Annotated in this window: 15 protein-coding genes; 2 read left to right on the top strand and 13 right to left on the bottom strand. The window is 61.9% G+C overall.

What is annotated here, in order from left to right; translation table 11 throughout:
- Positions 1 to 15 precede the first annotated feature (15 nt).
- The 7 genes from GTP45_RS11675 to GTP45_RS11645 form a co-directional block, all read right to left on the bottom strand.
- Positions 16 to 351, bottom strand: a complete 336-nt coding sequence (locus GTP45_RS11675) for a putative quinol monooxygenase (protein ID WP_161014019.1) — start codon at positions 349 to 351, stop codon at positions 16 to 18.
- Between the two features lie 104 nt (positions 352 to 455).
- The gene (locus tag GTP45_RS11670; RefSeq protein WP_161014018.1) at positions 456 to 659 is read right to left on the bottom strand and encodes a zf-HC2 domain-containing protein; all 204 of its coding nucleotides are present in this window, start codon (positions 657 to 659) and stop codon (positions 456 to 458) included.
- The gene (locus GTP45_RS11665; RefSeq protein ID WP_161014017.1) at positions 652 to 1,230 is read right to left on the bottom strand and encodes a sigma-70 family RNA polymerase sigma factor; all 579 of its coding nucleotides are present in this window, start codon (positions 1,228 to 1,230) and stop codon (positions 652 to 654) included. Before GTP45_RS11665 ends, GTP45_RS11670 begins: the two co-directional genes overlap by 8 nt.
- Before the next feature lie 2 nt (positions 1,231 to 1,232).
- Positions 1,233 to 1,655 carry a hemerythrin domain-containing protein gene (locus GTP45_RS11660; protein ID WP_161014016.1) on the bottom strand — a complete coding sequence of 141 codons (423 nt, stop codon included), beginning with the start codon at positions 1,653 to 1,655 and terminating at the stop codon, positions 1,233 to 1,235.
- Positions 1,656 to 1,673: 18 nt separating this feature from the next.
- Positions 1,674 to 2,594 carry a catalase gene (locus tag GTP45_RS11655; protein ID WP_161014015.1) on the bottom strand — a complete coding sequence of 307 codons (921 nt, stop codon included), beginning with the start codon at positions 2,592 to 2,594 and terminating at the stop codon, positions 1,674 to 1,676.
- 21 nt (positions 2,595 to 2,615) lie between these two features.
- On the bottom strand, positions 2,616 to 3,629 hold the full coding sequence (locus tag GTP45_RS11650; protein WP_161014014.1) for a catalase family peroxidase: 1,014 nt from the start codon (positions 3,627 to 3,629) through the stop codon (positions 2,616 to 2,618).
- A gap of 92 nt (positions 3,630 to 3,721) precedes the next feature.
- The gene (locus tag GTP45_RS11645; protein WP_161014013.1) at positions 3,722 to 4,306 is read right to left on the bottom strand and encodes a flavodoxin family protein; all 585 of its coding nucleotides are present in this window, start codon (positions 4,304 to 4,306) and stop codon (positions 3,722 to 3,724) included.
- Positions 4,307 to 4,490: 184 nt separating this feature from the next.
- Between GTP45_RS11645 and GTP45_RS11640 the strand changes: the two genes are divergently transcribed.
- A complete protein-coding gene (locus tag GTP45_RS11640; RefSeq protein WP_161014012.1) occupies positions 4,491 to 5,003 on the top strand; it encodes a DUF4142 domain-containing protein in 513 nt (170 codons plus the stop codon).
- An 8-nt stretch (positions 5,004 to 5,011) separates the two neighbouring features.
- Here GTP45_RS11640 and GTP45_RS11635 read toward each other — a convergent pair whose 3' ends face one another.
- On the bottom strand, positions 5,012 to 5,668 hold the full coding sequence (locus GTP45_RS11635; protein ID WP_161014011.1) for a DUF2459 domain-containing protein: 657 nt from the start codon (positions 5,666 to 5,668) through the stop codon (positions 5,012 to 5,014).
- A gap of 28 nt (positions 5,669 to 5,696) precedes the next feature.
- Complete coding sequence (locus tag GTP45_RS11630) at positions 5,697 to 6,656, bottom strand: TerC family protein (RefSeq protein WP_161014010.1); 960 nt, start codon at positions 6,654 to 6,656, stop codon at positions 5,697 to 5,699.
- A 112-nt stretch (positions 6,657 to 6,768) separates the two neighbouring features.
- Here GTP45_RS11630 and nhaR point away from each other — a divergent pair, with 112 nt between their 5' ends.
- Positions 6,769 to 7,677, top strand: coding sequence for a transcriptional activator NhaR (gene nhaR, locus GTP45_RS11625; RefSeq protein WP_161014009.1), 909 nt, complete (start codon positions 6,769 to 6,771; stop codon positions 7,675 to 7,677).
- Here nhaR and GTP45_RS11620 read toward each other — a convergent pair.
- The 4 genes from GTP45_RS11620 to GTP45_RS11605 form a co-directional block, all read right to left on the bottom strand.
- A complete protein-coding gene (locus tag GTP45_RS11620) occupies positions 7,674 to 9,677 on the bottom strand; it encodes a glycoside hydrolase family 43 protein (RefSeq protein ID WP_161014008.1) in 2,004 nt (667 codons plus the stop codon). The genes nhaR and GTP45_RS11620 overlap by 4 nt on opposite strands.
- 82 nt (positions 9,678 to 9,759) lie before the next feature.
- Positions 9,760 to 11,805, bottom strand: a complete 2,046-nt coding sequence (locus GTP45_RS11615) for a TonB-dependent receptor (RefSeq protein WP_371874437.1) — start codon at positions 11,803 to 11,805, stop codon at positions 9,760 to 9,762.
- 165 nt (positions 11,806 to 11,970) lie between these two features.
- The gene (locus GTP45_RS11610; RefSeq protein ID WP_161014006.1) at positions 11,971 to 13,248 is read right to left on the bottom strand and encodes a M20/M25/M40 family metallo-hydrolase; all 1,278 of its coding nucleotides are present in this window, start codon (positions 13,246 to 13,248) and stop codon (positions 11,971 to 11,973) included.
- Entirely contained in the window at positions 13,245 to 15,467 is a 2,223-nt protein-coding gene (locus GTP45_RS11605; RefSeq protein ID WP_161014005.1) for a hybrid sensor histidine kinase/response regulator, read from the bottom strand. The genes GTP45_RS11610 and GTP45_RS11605 overlap by 4 nt, the downstream gene beginning before the upstream one ends.
- Positions 15,468 to 15,512: the final 45 nt, after the last annotated feature.

The following is a 15,512-nucleotide window of genomic DNA, read 5'->3' as shown; positions in this document are numbered from 1 at the left end:
TGCTGTTTTGGTAAGTCAAGACTTGGCGCGCAGCTGGAGTGGCGGCGAGACATCGTTCAAAAACTCGATGCGGCGCTTGCCTGCCAGGCGGCCAGGCAGTTCGCGTTCGAACTCGGCGCGATAGTGGCGCGGCAGGTGGTGCTGAAGGAAGTATTCGCGGTCGCAGCTCCAGCTTTCATACACCACCAGCGTGTTCGGATCGTTCTGCGAACGATGCAGGGTGCAGTCGAGGAAGTCGGGTTCGTGCGACATATCGGTTAATACTTGGCGCACGCCGGCTTCCAGTTCGGCATAGCGTTCCGGCTTGGCCGGCAGATGCACAATGAAGGTCAGGCGATTTTGGGTGCTCATCACGTTCCTCTCGGGAGTGGTTGGTTGATGAGCACAGTATGAATCTTGGACTACTGCGCCGGTAGATGGTAATTTGCGCGTTCAGCTTCAACCATTAGTATCAGTTATGGTTCTTCCCCGCGCGCCAGCAGCGTATCAAGTTGCGAGAATACCTGCGCAAACTGCTGCTTGGCGGTGCGGCAAGCGCTACAGGTCTGCAAATGAGCGTCCAGTTCGGCGATCTGCTGGTTGCTCAGCGGTGTGTCGCGCGCCGAGATGACCAGGTAGGTGGTGTCGCGGCAAGTCAGTTTTTTGATTTCATCAGTCATCTAGTTCTCCCCATCCACGGACCACGCATTCGCGCAGTCGCATGCGGGCTCGGTAAAGAATCACACGCAGGTTACCGGCGCTGACCGAGCAAGTCTGTTCGATCTCGCCCAGTTCCAAGCCGAGATATTCGCGCATCAGGAATAGCTGGGCGGTCTGCTCGGGGAGCCGGTTCATGCACAATTCCACGATATCGAGCAGTTGCTTGTCGGCGGCTTTCTTTTCGCCGCAGACGGTGTCGATAAACACGTCGGGATGCCACGCATCGTCGGCTGTGAACAGCTGGTCGAATTCTGCCGCGCTGCCTTGCTCTATGCCGTCGTAGTTGAATTGTTCGTAGCGGCGGCGCCGGATCGCGTCCAGGATTTTATTGCGCAGGATCGCCGTCAGCCACGTGCGGAGCGCGGATCGTCCTTGAAAGCTGTGCCACGCCTTGGCCGCACCGAGCAGCGCTTCTTGCACCGCATCCTCCGCGTCCGCCTGAGACGGCAGTTGCAGCCGGGCGAGACGCAGCAGAAACGGCCGCTCGGTGGCAAGCACATCCCAAGGGCTGGCGCTGGTTGGTGTGGTCATTATTAAGCGTGAACGGTTGACGATTCGATTGCCGGGTAGAATTCGCGGTCTTCTTTTTTCATACGCTCATACAGTGTTTTGAGGACGTGGTTAGCTTCATCGCGGAAGCTTTCCGGCTGTTCTTGCAGCAGGCGCGCGCTATTCCATTTCGCCGCGAACGCCAGGTAGGTGCCCGAGATGCCGCTCATTTCGTCGCGGTAGCGCTTGCTCATGCCTGCGAGGCTTTGATTGCCGCTGGCTTCCAAGACAGGGTAAAGCAAACGGTCCTCGACCGCCAGATGCAGTTTCACCATGCCGCTCATGCCGATGATGCGCTGCGAGATGTCGGCCGCGTGCTCGGCGATACCGGATTGCACCAGCGTGCGCAGCGCTGCAATGGCGCCCAAGATGTCCAGGTGCTGGTGTTTGAATTTGTCGATGTTCATGATGGTTTCCTGTTAGCGTTAAGTCCTGCGTGCCCGCGAAACGGCATACGCCGCCGCGCGCGACAACAAAATCGGATCGTCGGATGGCGTCACACCGGCAGGTAGATTTACCGGCACGAAGGTGAGATCGTTGCACGTCGCTTGCTCAGCAAGCGCAGTGATGCGCAGGCGACCCAGTGAAACATGGCCGGCGCCTTGCCATGGCAGGCTGGGATCGGTCAAGGAGTCGCCAGTCGCCGGCAATTGCGCCGTAATTTCAAAGTCGGCCGGGCCACGGGCCAGGCGATGCGCGAGTTCGTCTTCCAGGAAGTGATCGGGGAAAGATTGCTCCTCGGCTTCGGTCAGATACTGGGTGCCAGCGGCAGGCGTCACCACGATGCGCGCCGTGACCGCCTCGCCGCTGGCCGAGTGAAACACGAAGGCGTTGTTGGAGAAGTAGGGCGTGGTTGCATACGATGCCGGTGCTGCATGGGCCGCCAACAGGGCTGGTTGGCGTGTGCCGTCAGGGAATGCGGCGTTGTGCGCAGCGATTTTCGCCGGATCCGGCTTCTTCGTCTCTGGATCTGGCACGCGGGCCGCCAGGAAGCTCACGAACGATTGCGGCGTCGCGGCAAAGAAGACTGGCTCGGACAGCAAGACCAAATCCCAATGCTCATCGCCATTGGCAATCCGAACGCCAAGGCCGCGCACCGAGCGGCTCTTGTCGGATACGCCGGGATTGCCGCCGCCTACCGAGAAACGCACGGTTGCGGGAAGCGGGCCGCTCCGAAAGATCGGGCCGTTGATAAAGTCTGCTGCCTGCTCGGCAGGGACGAATTCACCGGTCGCGCAAAAGCCTTTTGCGTGCGAGGCGCGCTTGCCGGCGTGTTTGCCGAAGGTGTTATTCAGCGCATCAATCAGGTCGGATGGGCTCGGTGCGTTATTGATGTTGTGTTCCATTTTATGGCTCCTGAAGTTGGCTTAGTTCGAGCGGCGGCCGAGCGACACTGCATACGCAGGCGCACGCGCCTTCAAGATGCTGTCGTCGGACGGCGTGATGCCCGATGGCAGCGTCACCGGCATAAACACCAGCCCATCGCAGGTGGATTGCGGCGCCACGTTCAGCACGCGCAGTTTGCCCAGCGCGACCCGCTGGCTTCCTTGCCAAGGCTGCGAAGAATCGGTCAAGGAATCGCCAGGCGCAGGCAGTTGCGCGTAAATGGTGAACTCGGCCGTAGCGGCGGCCAGGCGGGAGTTCAACTCGTTTTCGAGGAACAGGTCGGGCAGAGATTGCTCTTCTTGCTCAGTCAGGTAGCGGGTGCCCGCCGCCGGCTCGACCACGATGCGCGCGTGCTGCTCGGTCTTATTGGCAGCCTTGAAGATAAAAGCGTTGGTCGAATAGTAGGGCGTGGTCGCGTACGAGTAGGGGGCCGGGTGCGAAGCCAGCAGGGCCGGCTGATTTTTGGCTTCCGGGTACTTGGCGTTGTGCGCCGCCACTTTTGCCGGATCTGGTTTCTTGGTGGCCGGGTCCGGTACGCGGGCTTGCAGGAAGCTCACGAACGATTCGGGCGTCGAAGCAAAGAACACCGGTTCGGAAATCAGCACCAGATCGTAAGTTTCGCCGCCGCCGCTGATGCGCGCGCCAAGGCCGCGTACAGAGCGGCTCTTATCGGACGCGCCGGGATTGCCGCCGCCGATGGAGAAGCGCACCGTGGCGTCCATCTTCTTTTGCGAAAACAGCGGGCTTTTGACGAATGTATCCAGCTTGGCAGCGGGCGTGAAGTCGCCTTGGGCACAGAAGCCCTTGGCATGCGAAGCGCGCTTGCCGTCGTGCTTGCCAAAAGTGCCGTTCAACGCATCGATTTGCGCCACCGGGCTGGAAGCGTCAACTTGGGCGCCGGCCGGCAGTTGCAGGCCCAGGAAGGAAATCGATACGGCCAGGAAGGCCTTGGTGATAGCGCTAGTGGCGCGAGGGGAGTGGCGAGGGGCCATCATTTTCTCCATGAGATGTGTTCGATGATGATTAGTCGTCGCACCAGCTCATCTGTTACAGCTATTTTTGAAAATGAGGCTCCTCGCCAGGCTGGTCAGCCCCGGCCGCGAGCGAACTGCAAGGCGGTTTCCGCAACGCGGGCGCCTAAATGCTCGGCCGTGCGCAGGTCCGACTGCGACGGCGCGACATCGGCGCCTTGGTCCGCATTCGATTGCGCCGCCGCGCCAAGGAAGAAACCGAGGCGGTTCAGGTCTTCCTCGGAGCCGGTGCTGGAGTTATTGCCCGGCGGGAGGCCGAGGCTGACCCAGTGCATACCGTGCTGGGCGGCGAAAATGGCGATCTGCTGCAAGCTTGCCAATTTATCACCGGAACGCGAGGCCGAGTTGGTGAAGCCCGCCGCCAGCTTGTTTTTCCACTTGCCGCCGGCCGCAAACACGGTTTTCGAGGTCGCGTCCTGGAACGCCTTGAACTGCGCCGACGGCCCGCCCATGTAGGTTGGCGCGCCGAAGATGATGGCGTCCGCCTGTTCCAGTTCTTCCCATGGCAGGTCGTCATCGACCGAGTAAATCTTGGCAGTGATGCCGTCGACCTTGCCCGCGCCCTTGAAAACCGCCTCCGCCTGCTTGGCCGTGTGGCCATAACCGGAATGATAAACGACCGCTACGATTGCTTTGCTCATGGTGCAGTGCTCCTATCGTGATGAATGGTGCTCTAGCATAGGCTGCGGCATTGCCGGTTCGTCACCCTAATTCAGGCAGGTAGTTGCTCTGCTAAAGGAAGGGGGCGAGGGTACGCTGGCACACGGTGACGGCGCAGTAGCGGGACTAGAGTACTTGGACACCCACCACACCGGAGATAGCAAAATGAAGATATTCCCATTGACCATCATCTCAATTGCGTGCGCCATTGGCGCGCCGCTGGCTTCTGCCCAATCAACGATCAGCAAGGCCGATGCCGACCGCTTGGTCGCCATCGCGCAAGCCAACATCGCTGAAGTCGCGGCCGGCAAAATGGCGGTTGAGAAAAGCAGCAATGCCGGTATCAAGCAGTTTGCCCAAACGATGATCGACGATCACAGCAAAGGATTGGCTGAGACGCAGAAAGTGGCCGCCGCCAAAAGCGTCACGCTGCCCACTGAACCCGATGCGGCACATCAGAAAATGGCAGCCGAGTTGAAGCAGTTGTCCGGCGCCGCGTTTGATAAGGCTTACGTCAGCAAGGCCGGCGTGGACGATCATGCCAAGGTGCACGCAGCGCTGAAAAACGATATCGCCAACGCCAAGGACGCGGATGTAAAAGCGCTCGTCACCAAGCTCGAGCCCATAGTCGCCCACCACGGTGAGATGGCAAAGAAACTTAACGCGGCCACCAAGTAAGCGCCGGTTTAAGGAGGAGGGGCTTGCACCTTCGAGATGCGCTCGGCTTGTTCGAACACGCTGCGCGCAGTCAGGTTGAAGCTGGAGATCGGCATCTCGGCCGCCTGCAATGCTCCCACTACCCACGAGTTGCAGTTGTTGAACACGCTGTAGCTGCCGGTCGCTTGGTAGAATCGGTCGGGATTATGTTCCTGCTTGCCCAGGTAGATCGGCTTGCCGTCCGGCGCGGTGGCGATGCTGCGGTCGATGTATTCGACCAGCTTTTGATAACCGCGCTCGGTGATCGCCAGCTTCACCGTATCGCGTGCTTGGGCGCCCAAGGGCGGATTGGTATCGCGGCCGCCCACCTGCAAGGCCGGATAGTCGGACGCAACCAGCGCCTTGACCGCCTTCGACCACGGCGGATGCTCCATCACGAAATATTCGCCATCGCCCCAGCCGACGATCATGTATTTGTGCCCGCTAAAATCGGCGCGCAGCTTGGCGCTGCGGGCGAGGATGTCCGCGCCGTCAAACAGCAGCGCCGTGTGCCAGCCGTATTGCACCACGTAGACCGTGTGCGGCGTGCGCTCGCTGGGTAGGTCGGCTCGGCTTGGAACACTGGCGCAGCCGGCTAGAAGAATCAGGAAGGTCGGAATAAAAAATTGGCGGATGATCGATCTCATCCGCCAATTTTACAACAGCCGATTTGGCTTACTTGGGCCTGCGGGTCGAATACAGGCTAGCGACCACGCTGCCGGTAATCAGCGTCACCACCACGGTCAGCGAGATATGCACCGGCACGTGGAACCAAGGCAAGAGCAGCATCTTCGCGCCGATGAAGCACAGCACCATCGCCAGGCCGTACTTGAGCAGGTGGAAGCGGCTCGCCACGTCAGCCAGCAGGAAGTACAGTGCGCGCAAGCCAAGAATCGCGAACAGGTTCGAGGTGAACACGATGAACGGATCGTTGGTGATCGCAAAGATCGCCGGGATCGAATCCACCGCGAAGATCACGTCGGTTGCCTCGATCAGAATCAGCACCAGCAGCAGCGGCGTCACGTAGCGTTTGCCATCCTTCCACACGATGAACTTCTCGCCGTGATCGGCTTCCGATACCGGCAGCATGCGGCGCGCCAGCTTCAGCACGGCGTTGTTCTTCACGTCCGGTTCTTCGTCCACCGCTTTCAGCATGCGCAGGCCGGTGTACAGCAAGAAGGCGCCAAACACGTACAAGATCCAGCTAAACTCGCTCACCACCCAGGCGCCTGCCAGGATCATGATGGCGCGCATCACAATCGCACCGAGCACGCCGTAGATCAGCACGCGGCGCTGGTACTCGGGCTTGACCTGGAAGGCCGAGAAAATCAGCAGGAAGATGAAGACGTTATCGACCGACAGCGCTTTTTCAATCAGGTAGCCGGACAGAAATTCAAGCGACTTTTGCTCGGCAAGTTCCGGGCCGACCGTGCCTTGGAGATGCCACCACAGGCCGGCGTTAAACAGCAGCGCCAGCGAGAACCAGCCCAGCGACCACAGGCCCGCCTCGCGCGCCGAGACCTTGTGTGCCTTGTTGCCGCCGAAGACCCACAGGTCGAGCGCCAGCATCACCAGCACAAATGCGATAAAGCCCGCCCACATCGGGCCTGAGGCTATGCTTTCTATTCCGTTCATTGCGGTTCTCCGGCTCAGGGTTGAAGTGATAAGGAGGCATGATAGGGATGCTCAATACATCGCACAATTCGAATATACTTGCTTTAATAATCCATAAATTCGATGTATTGAAATGTCTACTCTAAATTATAAGCACCTGCGCTACTTCTGGATGGTGGCGCGCAGCGGCAGCATTGCCAAGGCGGCCGAGCAGCTGCACCTGACGCCGCAGTCGATCTCCGGCCAATTGACCGAGTTTGCCGACACGCTGGGTGTGGAACTATTCCGGCGCGTGGGCCGGCGGCTGGAACTGACCGACACCGGCAACCGCATCCTGCGCCACGCCGAGGACATCTTCAGCGCCGGCGACGCCTTGCTTGACGTGGTGCGCGACCAGTCCATGACGCAGGTGACCACCTTCCGCATCGGCGTGTCCGATTCGGTATCGAAGGCGGTGGCGTGCCAGCTGGTGGCGCCGGCCTTGTCGCTGGAGGAGCCAACGCGGCTGGTGTGCCGCGAAGGGCGCCTGGCCGCGCTGCTGGCCGACATGGCTGTGCACCGGCTCGACCTCATCATCACCGACCGCGCCATGCCCAGCCATCTGAGCGTGCGCGCCTACAGCCATTTGCTCGGCGAGAGCGAGCTGGGCGTGTTTGCCACGGCAGCGCTGGCTGCCACGCTGCAGGGGCCGTTTCCCGAATGCCTGAACCGCGCACCGCTGCTGCTGCCGGGTGAGGATTTCGCCGTGCACGCCAAGCTGATGCAGTGGCTGCACGCGCATGTGCCGCGCCTGCATGTGGTGGGGGAGTTTGATGACAGCGCCATGATCAAGGCTTTCGGCCAATCCGGCGCAGGGCTGTTCTTCGCGCCAGCGGCTATTGCGGCGACCATTTGCGCGCAGTACGGCGTGATGATGCTGAGCACCATTCCGTCGTTGCGCGAGCAGGTCTATGCGATCACCACCGAGCGCCGCATCAGCCATCCGGCCACGCAAGCCATCCGCCAGGCTGCGCGCGAAGCACTGATGTCGGCGCCTGCTTAATTTGCCGCTGTCCAGGTGAAGCGCACGCCATCGCTGCCGTCCGGGATGGGGCCGGGACTATCGGCAATCAGCGCGCCGGTTTGCGGATGGATACGCAGGTAGAAATTGGTTTGCAGCGACATCAGCAGCAGTTCGCCGGTCGGCGTCTCCATCCACTGGAAGCTCTGCGCTATGCCCGGTCTGGCGGCCTGCTGCGAAGCGCTACCATCCGGGCCGATGCTGAGGTAGTTCTCGCCGGCTTGCAAGGCGACGCGGCCCAAGCCCAGATCGCGCACGGTGAAATTCAGCGGCTGGGTCGCGGCGCGGCCGACGGCGGCGCGCAACTGCACCTGCTTGTCGTAAGGGATAGGGCGCATCAAACCGCGCGGGTGCGGCTGGTCGATGGTGATGCTGTCGAAGTCCGCCGCACCGCCGTTTTGCTGGCCGGTGTTGTAGTTGAACAGGGCGTAGCGCACACCCTGGAAGGTGGTCAGCTGGAAGATCATGGTGAACTCCTCGCCGATGGGCTGGAACTGCTCGCCATCGAGCGAATAGCTGAAGCGCGCCTTCTCGGTCAAGAAATCGCACTCGGCGCGCAGCCAAATGCGCGTGGCGGTGAGCGGAATCCGCGTGGTTTGATTGCGTGCCTGGTCGAACAAAGCCAACGACAGCCTGCTCTCCTTGCGTTCCACGCCCAGTGCGGCGTAAGGTAGGTTGAGGAGGGCGAGGCCGGCGACGTCGTTGTTCAGCAGTCCCGCCACATCCAGCGCCACGGTCGGCGTCGACATCGGGCCGATGGCGCGCTGCGTCAGCGAATTGCGCGCGTCCCAGAATGAGGCGGCCGGCATGGAGCGCAGGCGCAAGAAGCCGGGGCGCTCGCTCAATGACCAGCGCTCTTCAACCGGCACATGGTTCCACTGCCACAGCGGCTTGAGTGTAGGCTCGGAGAAGTCGTCATTGCGGGTGAACGGCACTTGCACCGGCTGGCGCTCTGCGGTGCGCGGCTTGACCCATGTGCGCGGATTGCGTCCCAAATTACCGGGCAGGCCAAAATACGGCCAGCCGTCCTTCCACGTAATCGGCGCAAGGCTAAGCAGGCGGCCGACCGAGTTATAGTCCATCATCGAGAAGCCCCACCATTCACCGGCCGCGGTCAGCACGATGCCGCCTTGGTGCATGGCGGTGGCATCGCGCGAGGCGGGATTGGGCGGGGACACCTCGAACGGATACTGCTTGTTGTTCAGGCGATAGCCGCGCACCAGGCCGAAGCCTTCGTCCTTGCTGATCGCCTGATTGACTTCGTACGGCCCGTAGACGGAATCGGCGCGCGCCGCCGGCATGCGGAAGCCGCCCGCATAGTTCGCGCTCAAAATGTAGTACTTGCCGCCGATTTTGTAGAAGTGCGCACCTTCGCCCATGCCGTCGGTCTTGGCAAACAACACCTTCTCGGTGCTGGGCACAATGTCCAGCAAATCGTCGGTCAGCTGCGCGATGTGCATATCCTGATGGCCCCATACCGCGTAGGCCTTGCCGTCATCATCAAACAGCACCGACACATCATGCAGGCTGCGCTTCATCTCCCAGTGCACCCACGGCCCGCGCGGATTGATGGCGGAGTAAATTTGCGTGGCGCGTCCATTCACATTGGTGAAGATGTAGAACACGCCGTTCCGGTAGCGCAGGCTGGGCGCCCAGATGCCTTGGCCGTAAATATTCTTGCCGTCTTCGAGCCGGTACGCGGGGCCGAAGTCCAGCCGCTCGGCGGCGTAGCTGAGGAACTCCCAATTGACCAAGTCCTTCGAGCGCATCACCGGCAGGCCGGGCATCGCGTGCATGGTGGTGCCGGTGAGGTAGAACCACTCGTTCACGCGAATGATGTCTGGGTCGGAGAACTCGTCGTAGAACAGGGGATTGGTGAAGGTGCCATTGCCGTTATCCGGCGTCCATGTAAGCGTGGATTGCGCGCGGGCCGGTTGGATGAGTAGCGCTGCGGCCAGTATCAGCAAGGCGGCTGGGTTCATTGTCTCTCCTTTTTTGTGCCAATGTTAGCGCAATCACAATCGATTGTCAGTCAGAATTGATCCAGCGTGGCAGCACCTGAACTTAGAACTCGACGCCTGCGGTCAGCCCCAAAGTGCGCGGTGCGCCCAGCACAAGATAGCCCGCACCTTGCGCCCCCCCGGCCGAGGCCCAGTAGTTTTTATTGGTCAGGTTATCGACGCGGGCGCGCAGCGTGAGGTTGTAGTTATTGACCGTGAACGCGTAGCGCGCACTCGCATCCAGACGATTCCACGACGGCAGCTCCTGCGTATTGGCCGCATTCACCGCTTGCGACGCCGTATGCAGCGCGCGCGCCGATATGCTCAAGCCGCGCACACCCGGCACGTCCCAATCGACGCCGATATTCGCTTGCGCATCCGGCACGCCGATGACATCCTTGCCGCTGGTGCTTTGCGTCGCATCCAGCAGCGTAGCGCCGCCGAGCACACGCAGGCCGCGCAGCGGTTCGCCGTAAGCCGTCAGCTCAAAACCGCGATTCAACTGCGCGCCGTTGATGCCGAAGATCTTGGTCGTCGCATCCAGTACACCAAGTGGCTGCGCGGTGCGGAACAGCGCAGCGCTGGCGCCGTAACGTCCACCGTCATATTTCACGCCGGCTTCCTTTTGCACCGATTTGTACGGCGCAAAGATCTGGCCGACGTTGACGGCGGTTGATCCCGCAATCGCCCCTTGCTGCAAGCTCTCCACGCGATTTGCGTACAGCGATACCTGCGGAGTCACCTTGTAGACGATGGCGGCGATCGGCGTGTTGGCGCTCTCGCTGTAGTACGCGTTTTGCTTGTTGGTGTTGTAGGCGTAGCCGACCTGCTTGATGTTCTGGTGACGCACGCCCACCGTCAGCAGCAAGGTATCGTTGAGGAAGCCCATGCTGTCCACCACGGCCTCGCTTACCAGCGTGACTTTGTTGGTGGTACGCGGATCGGCGAGGCTGTTGCCGAAGGTGGTCAGCGCCGGTAGCGCCAACACCGGAGGATTGTACAGCGTAGTATTCTGGTAAGCCGACGTCGCATAGGCGTTGCGCGAATCGAGGTCGAAGCCGGTAGTGGTGAACGCCAGCTTGTGGCTCACGTCACCGGTACGCAGCGCCGCGCGCAGGCCGATCTCGCCGGTCTTGATGTGATCTTCGCGCGCGTTATCGAAGCGGCGTATCTGGCCCGTGCCGGTGATCGTCACCAAGTTCAAAGTGCTGGCGAGACGATTCAACTCGTGACCGCGGCGGCCGCCTAACGAGGCCCACGCCACCACGTCCTTGCTGATATCCCACTCGCCGCGCAGCGTGCCGAAGACATCGCGCTCGCTGGAAAAGTCCCATGGCTGGCCGTAGTTGGACGACGCATCCGGCGCTGCCGGCAGCGGGATGGTTGCGGCCACATTCACCGCCGGACGAGCGTTAAACAGCTTGCTATCCTGCCATCCCCAGTCGGCCGACAAGCGGAAACCACGGCCGCGATAATCGACGCCGATGACGGCCATTTGCAGATCGCGGTCTTCGTTGGCGATGCCGTCGCCGCCTTTGCGCTGCACCGCGTTCACGCGCACGCCGGCGCGGTTCTCTTCACCAAAGCGGCGCGCTATATCGGTGGCGAGATAGGTTTGCTTACCGCTCTGCAGACCGGCCGATACCTCGGTCAGATCGCGATTCGGCGCGCGTTTTGGCAGCAGATTGATTGCGCCACCAATACCGCCGCCCGAAGGCGACGCGCCGTTCAGGAAGGTATTCGCGCCACGGAAAACTTCCACGCGCTCCAGCAGTTCCGCCGAAATGTACTGGCGCGGCAGCACGCCGTTCAAGCCGTTGTAGGCCAGATCGTCAGAGTTAAGCGGGAAGCCGCGAATCACATACAGCTCTTGATAATTGCCGAAGCCGCGCGCCACGCGCACGCCGGGATCGCTTTGCAGCACATCGGCCACGCTGTGCGCCTGCTGATCTTGAATGAATTGCTGCGTGAAGTTGGTGCTGTTGAACGGCGTGTCCATCACGTCCATGGTGCCGAGCAGGCCGACGCGGCCGCCCTTGGCAACCTGGCCGCCGCCATAGGTCTTGGACAAGCCGGCCGCCGACGCATCGGCGCTGGCGCTGACAACCACGGATTGCAGTGGTTCGTCAGTGGTTTGGGCTAAGGAGGGGAGGGAGGTGAGCGAAGACAGAACAAGAACGGGAAGACGGCGCATATTTCAGTTTAAAGATGAGAATGATTGCTATTATCATCTATATTGCACCGTCCGTGGTCTCCCCAAAGTAAGAGATTTCCCTTATTGCGCCAGCGGCGCGGCTACGTCACGCACGCCAACCAGTCCAAGGATGGTCAGCAGCACGTTCTGCGGCGCCGTGTGGGCGTTTTGCGGCGACCACCATTCCAGCTTTTCCGAGTGATAGCCGCCCGAGCTGCCGCCGCCGGACATGGTGATAGCCGGCACGCCCAGGCTCATCGGCAGATTGGCGTCCGTCGAATGCGGGGTGTCCAGCAGTGCAGGGCGGCCTTGCACGGTGGCTGCCGCCAGCGCGGTCTTGACGATGACGGCGTCCTTGCCCATTTGGCCCGCTGGGCGGTCACCAATCAGCACCACCTCGGCGCGCAGCGCATCGCTATTCCAGCGGCGATTGGTATCGGCCACGCCTTGCTGGATGGCGTCCTTGATTTGCTGCTCGGTCTTGGCCAGTAGCGCCGCATCCGCCGAACGGATATCGATCAGCATTGACGCCTCGGCCGAAATGCTGTTCACCGACTGCCCGCCTTGCACTACGCCGACGTTGAAGGTGACCTTGGGCTGCGCCGGCACGCGGATTTCGTCGATGCGCGCAATCACGCGGCCCGCCGCATGCACCGCAGATGGCAAACCGAAGCCCTCGTAACTATGTCCGCCCGGCCCATGCAGCGTGACTTTGAAACGGCGGCTGCCGGTGCCCTGATACGTCACCGGATCGCCGTTGACGCCCAGTGCCGGCTCCAGTCCAACGAAGGCCTTGATGTCCTTGCGCTGACTGAACAAATACTTCACGCCTTTCAAATCGCCCAAGCCTTCCTCGCCGACGTTGGCGACGAACAGCACATCGCCCTCGGTCGGCACGCGCGATGCTTGCAGCGCATGCGCGATGGTCACCATGGCGGCCAGTGAACGGCCGTTGTCGGCAATGCCGGGCGAGTAGTAGCGGCCATCCTTTTCATGCACCGTCAGGTCGGTGCCGGCCGGGTAGACGGTGTCCAGGTGAGCCGCCAGCGCTACCACCGGCCCCTTGCCGCTGCCGCGATAAGTGCCCAGCACATTGCCTGCACCGTCGATCTGCACGTCCTGCAAGCCGGCCGTCTTCAAACGCTCGGCGATATTGCGGGCGCGCGCTTCCTCGGCAAAAGTCGGCGCCGGAATGGCGTTGATGGCAAAGGTATTGGCGGTGGTCGTGGCCTCATTGTTTTCAATGTAGGCCAGCGCTTGTTTCACTGCGGGCTGCGCAGCGATGCGCGCCAGTTCTTTTTCTTGCGCGTGCGCGGGCAAGGTCGCTGCAATCGCAAGGCTGAGTAGCAAGTGCTTCATGAAACTCCAGAAGGTGTCGGCAGCGTGGCGATCAGCGCCAGCAGCGCGTCCACGTCCACCGGTTTGACATAGTAATGATCGAAGCCCGCGATGCGTGCCTGTTCGCGGTCTTCGTGCCGGCCGTAGCCGGTGATCGCCACCAGCGCGGCGTGCGCGGTAGCCGGCAGGGCGCGCAGGCCGCGCGCCAATTCGTAGCCGCTGATGCCGGGCAGGCCGATATCGAGCAGGCACAATTGCGGAGCGCGCGCTTGCGCCACTTCCAGCGCCTCCATCGCGCTGTGCGCAACGCTTACCTTGTGGCCGGCCGTTTCCAGCAGCAGTTGCAGGGTTTGCGCGGCGTCGACGTTGTCGTCCACCACCAGCACGCGCAGTTGCTGCGACGGGGCGCTCGCTTGGCTGGCTGGCGCGGCGGCCGGCTGTTGCGGCGTGCCGGGCAGCGTGATGATGAAGGTGCTGCCTTGCTGCTCGCCGGCGCTTTCGACCGCCACGGCGCCGCCGTGCAGCTCCACCAGCGACTTCACCAGCGCCAGGCCGAGACCCAATCCGCCTTGCGAGCGATCCGAATTGCGGTCGGCCTGCGCGAACAAATCGAATACATGGCTGCGCAAGTCCGCCGACATGCCGATGCCGTTATCGCTGACCACCAGCTTGACGTTGGCGCCGTCCGCGTAGGCGGCCAGTTGGATCTCGCCGCCGGTGGGCGTGTACTTGGCCGCATTGTTCAGCACATTGACCAGCACCTGCACCAGCCGCTTGTGATCACCGTTGACCAGCAATGGCGACGGCGGCAGCTTGACCTCAAAGCGATGCTGGCGCGCTTGCATCAGGGGCTCGGCCTGTTCTACCGCATCGGCGACGATTTGCGCCACGTCCAGCGGTGCGCGCGTCAGCGTTACCAGCCCGCGCGTCACGCGCGACACGTCCAGCAAATCGTCCACCAGCCGCGTCATGTGGTGCACCTGCCGCACGATGATGCCGGCGGTGCGCCGCACGGCGCCCTCGCTGGCATGGCCGCTTTGCAGCAGCTGCGCGCCGGCGCTGATCGGCGCCAGGGGATTGCGCAGCTCATGCGCCAGCATGGCGAGGAATTCATCCTTGCGGCGATCCGCTTCGCGCAGCTGGCTTTCCGCCCGCAGGTGCTGCTTTTCTTTTTCCTGCAAGGCGGCGGCCATGGCGTCCAGCGCGCGCGCGAGGTCGCTGATTTCTTCCTTGCCGTAAGCGATGCCGCTGCGCGCCTCCAACGTGCCGGAGGCGATGCGGTTGGCGGTATCGGCCAGCTGCTTCACGCGGCGCAGCACCAGGACATCGCCGACGAACCAGGCAGCCAGCAAGGCAAGAATGATGGTTGCGCCAAGCGCCGCCAAATCCAGCATCTGGTCATGGCGCGCATTGGCGGTGATCGCGTCGGCTGGAATGCCGATGGTGACGGTGTAATCGGTCAAGCCGTTATTGCCGACGCGGGCGAAGCGGTGCAGGCGCGATACGCCGTCCGGCCCCACCAGCGTGACCGGCTTGCCCGGTTCGGCCGCCATGGCGTTGCGCATCTCCGGCGACACCTGCTTGCCGTACCAGTCATCCGGGTTGGGCTTGCGCGAGATGATCTTGCCCTCGGAGTCGGTGGTCAGCAGCAGCGATCCCGGTGGCAGCTGGATGTCGGCCACGAAGCGGTCTAGCCGCGTGAGGTCGAGCGACGCAAACACCACCGCCGTGACGCGCTGCTGTTCGTCCAGCACCGGGTAGGTGAGGTTGACGGTGTGCTTCAGGATCACGCGGCCGAAGACGTAGCCGCCGGCGACGAAGCGGCGCAAGTGCACGGCGCGGCGGAAGTGCGAGCGGTCGGCCAGATTGACCTTGGTATTAAACGGTACGCCGCTGCAGGCAACGTCGCCGTTCAAGCGTATCAGCCCGAGGTTGGAGTAGTCGGGGTTCTCGCGCAGGATGTTGGCGGCTAGTTGATTGCAATGCGCTTCATCGTCGGCCAGGTTGGGAATGCTGGCCATATCGCGCAGAATTTGGCGCGCACCGGCGATCGATTGCGCTTCGTTAGCCGCCGCCAGATTGGTCAGGCGCTGAAGATTCTCTTCCGCCACCGCCACCGCATGATCGCGTTCGCGCTGGCCGTTAATGAAGGTCATCACCGTAATCGGCGCGATCGCCAACAGCACTAGCAAGACCAGGCGGCTGCGCAAGCTGTTGAGCTGGAAAAGCAAGAAAGCCATGCGTCTGCGATTCATTTTGGTAAAGATTAATTCTACTTCAATCCG

Origin of the sequence: Duganella rivi (assembly GCF_009857435.1) — a bacterium.
GTDB lineage: Bacteria > Pseudomonadota > Gammaproteobacteria > Burkholderiales > Burkholderiaceae_D > Rugamonas > Rugamonas rivi.
The sequence above is the reverse complement of the archived record's forward strand: the minus strand, read 5'-3'. Positions and strand labels throughout refer to the sequence as shown.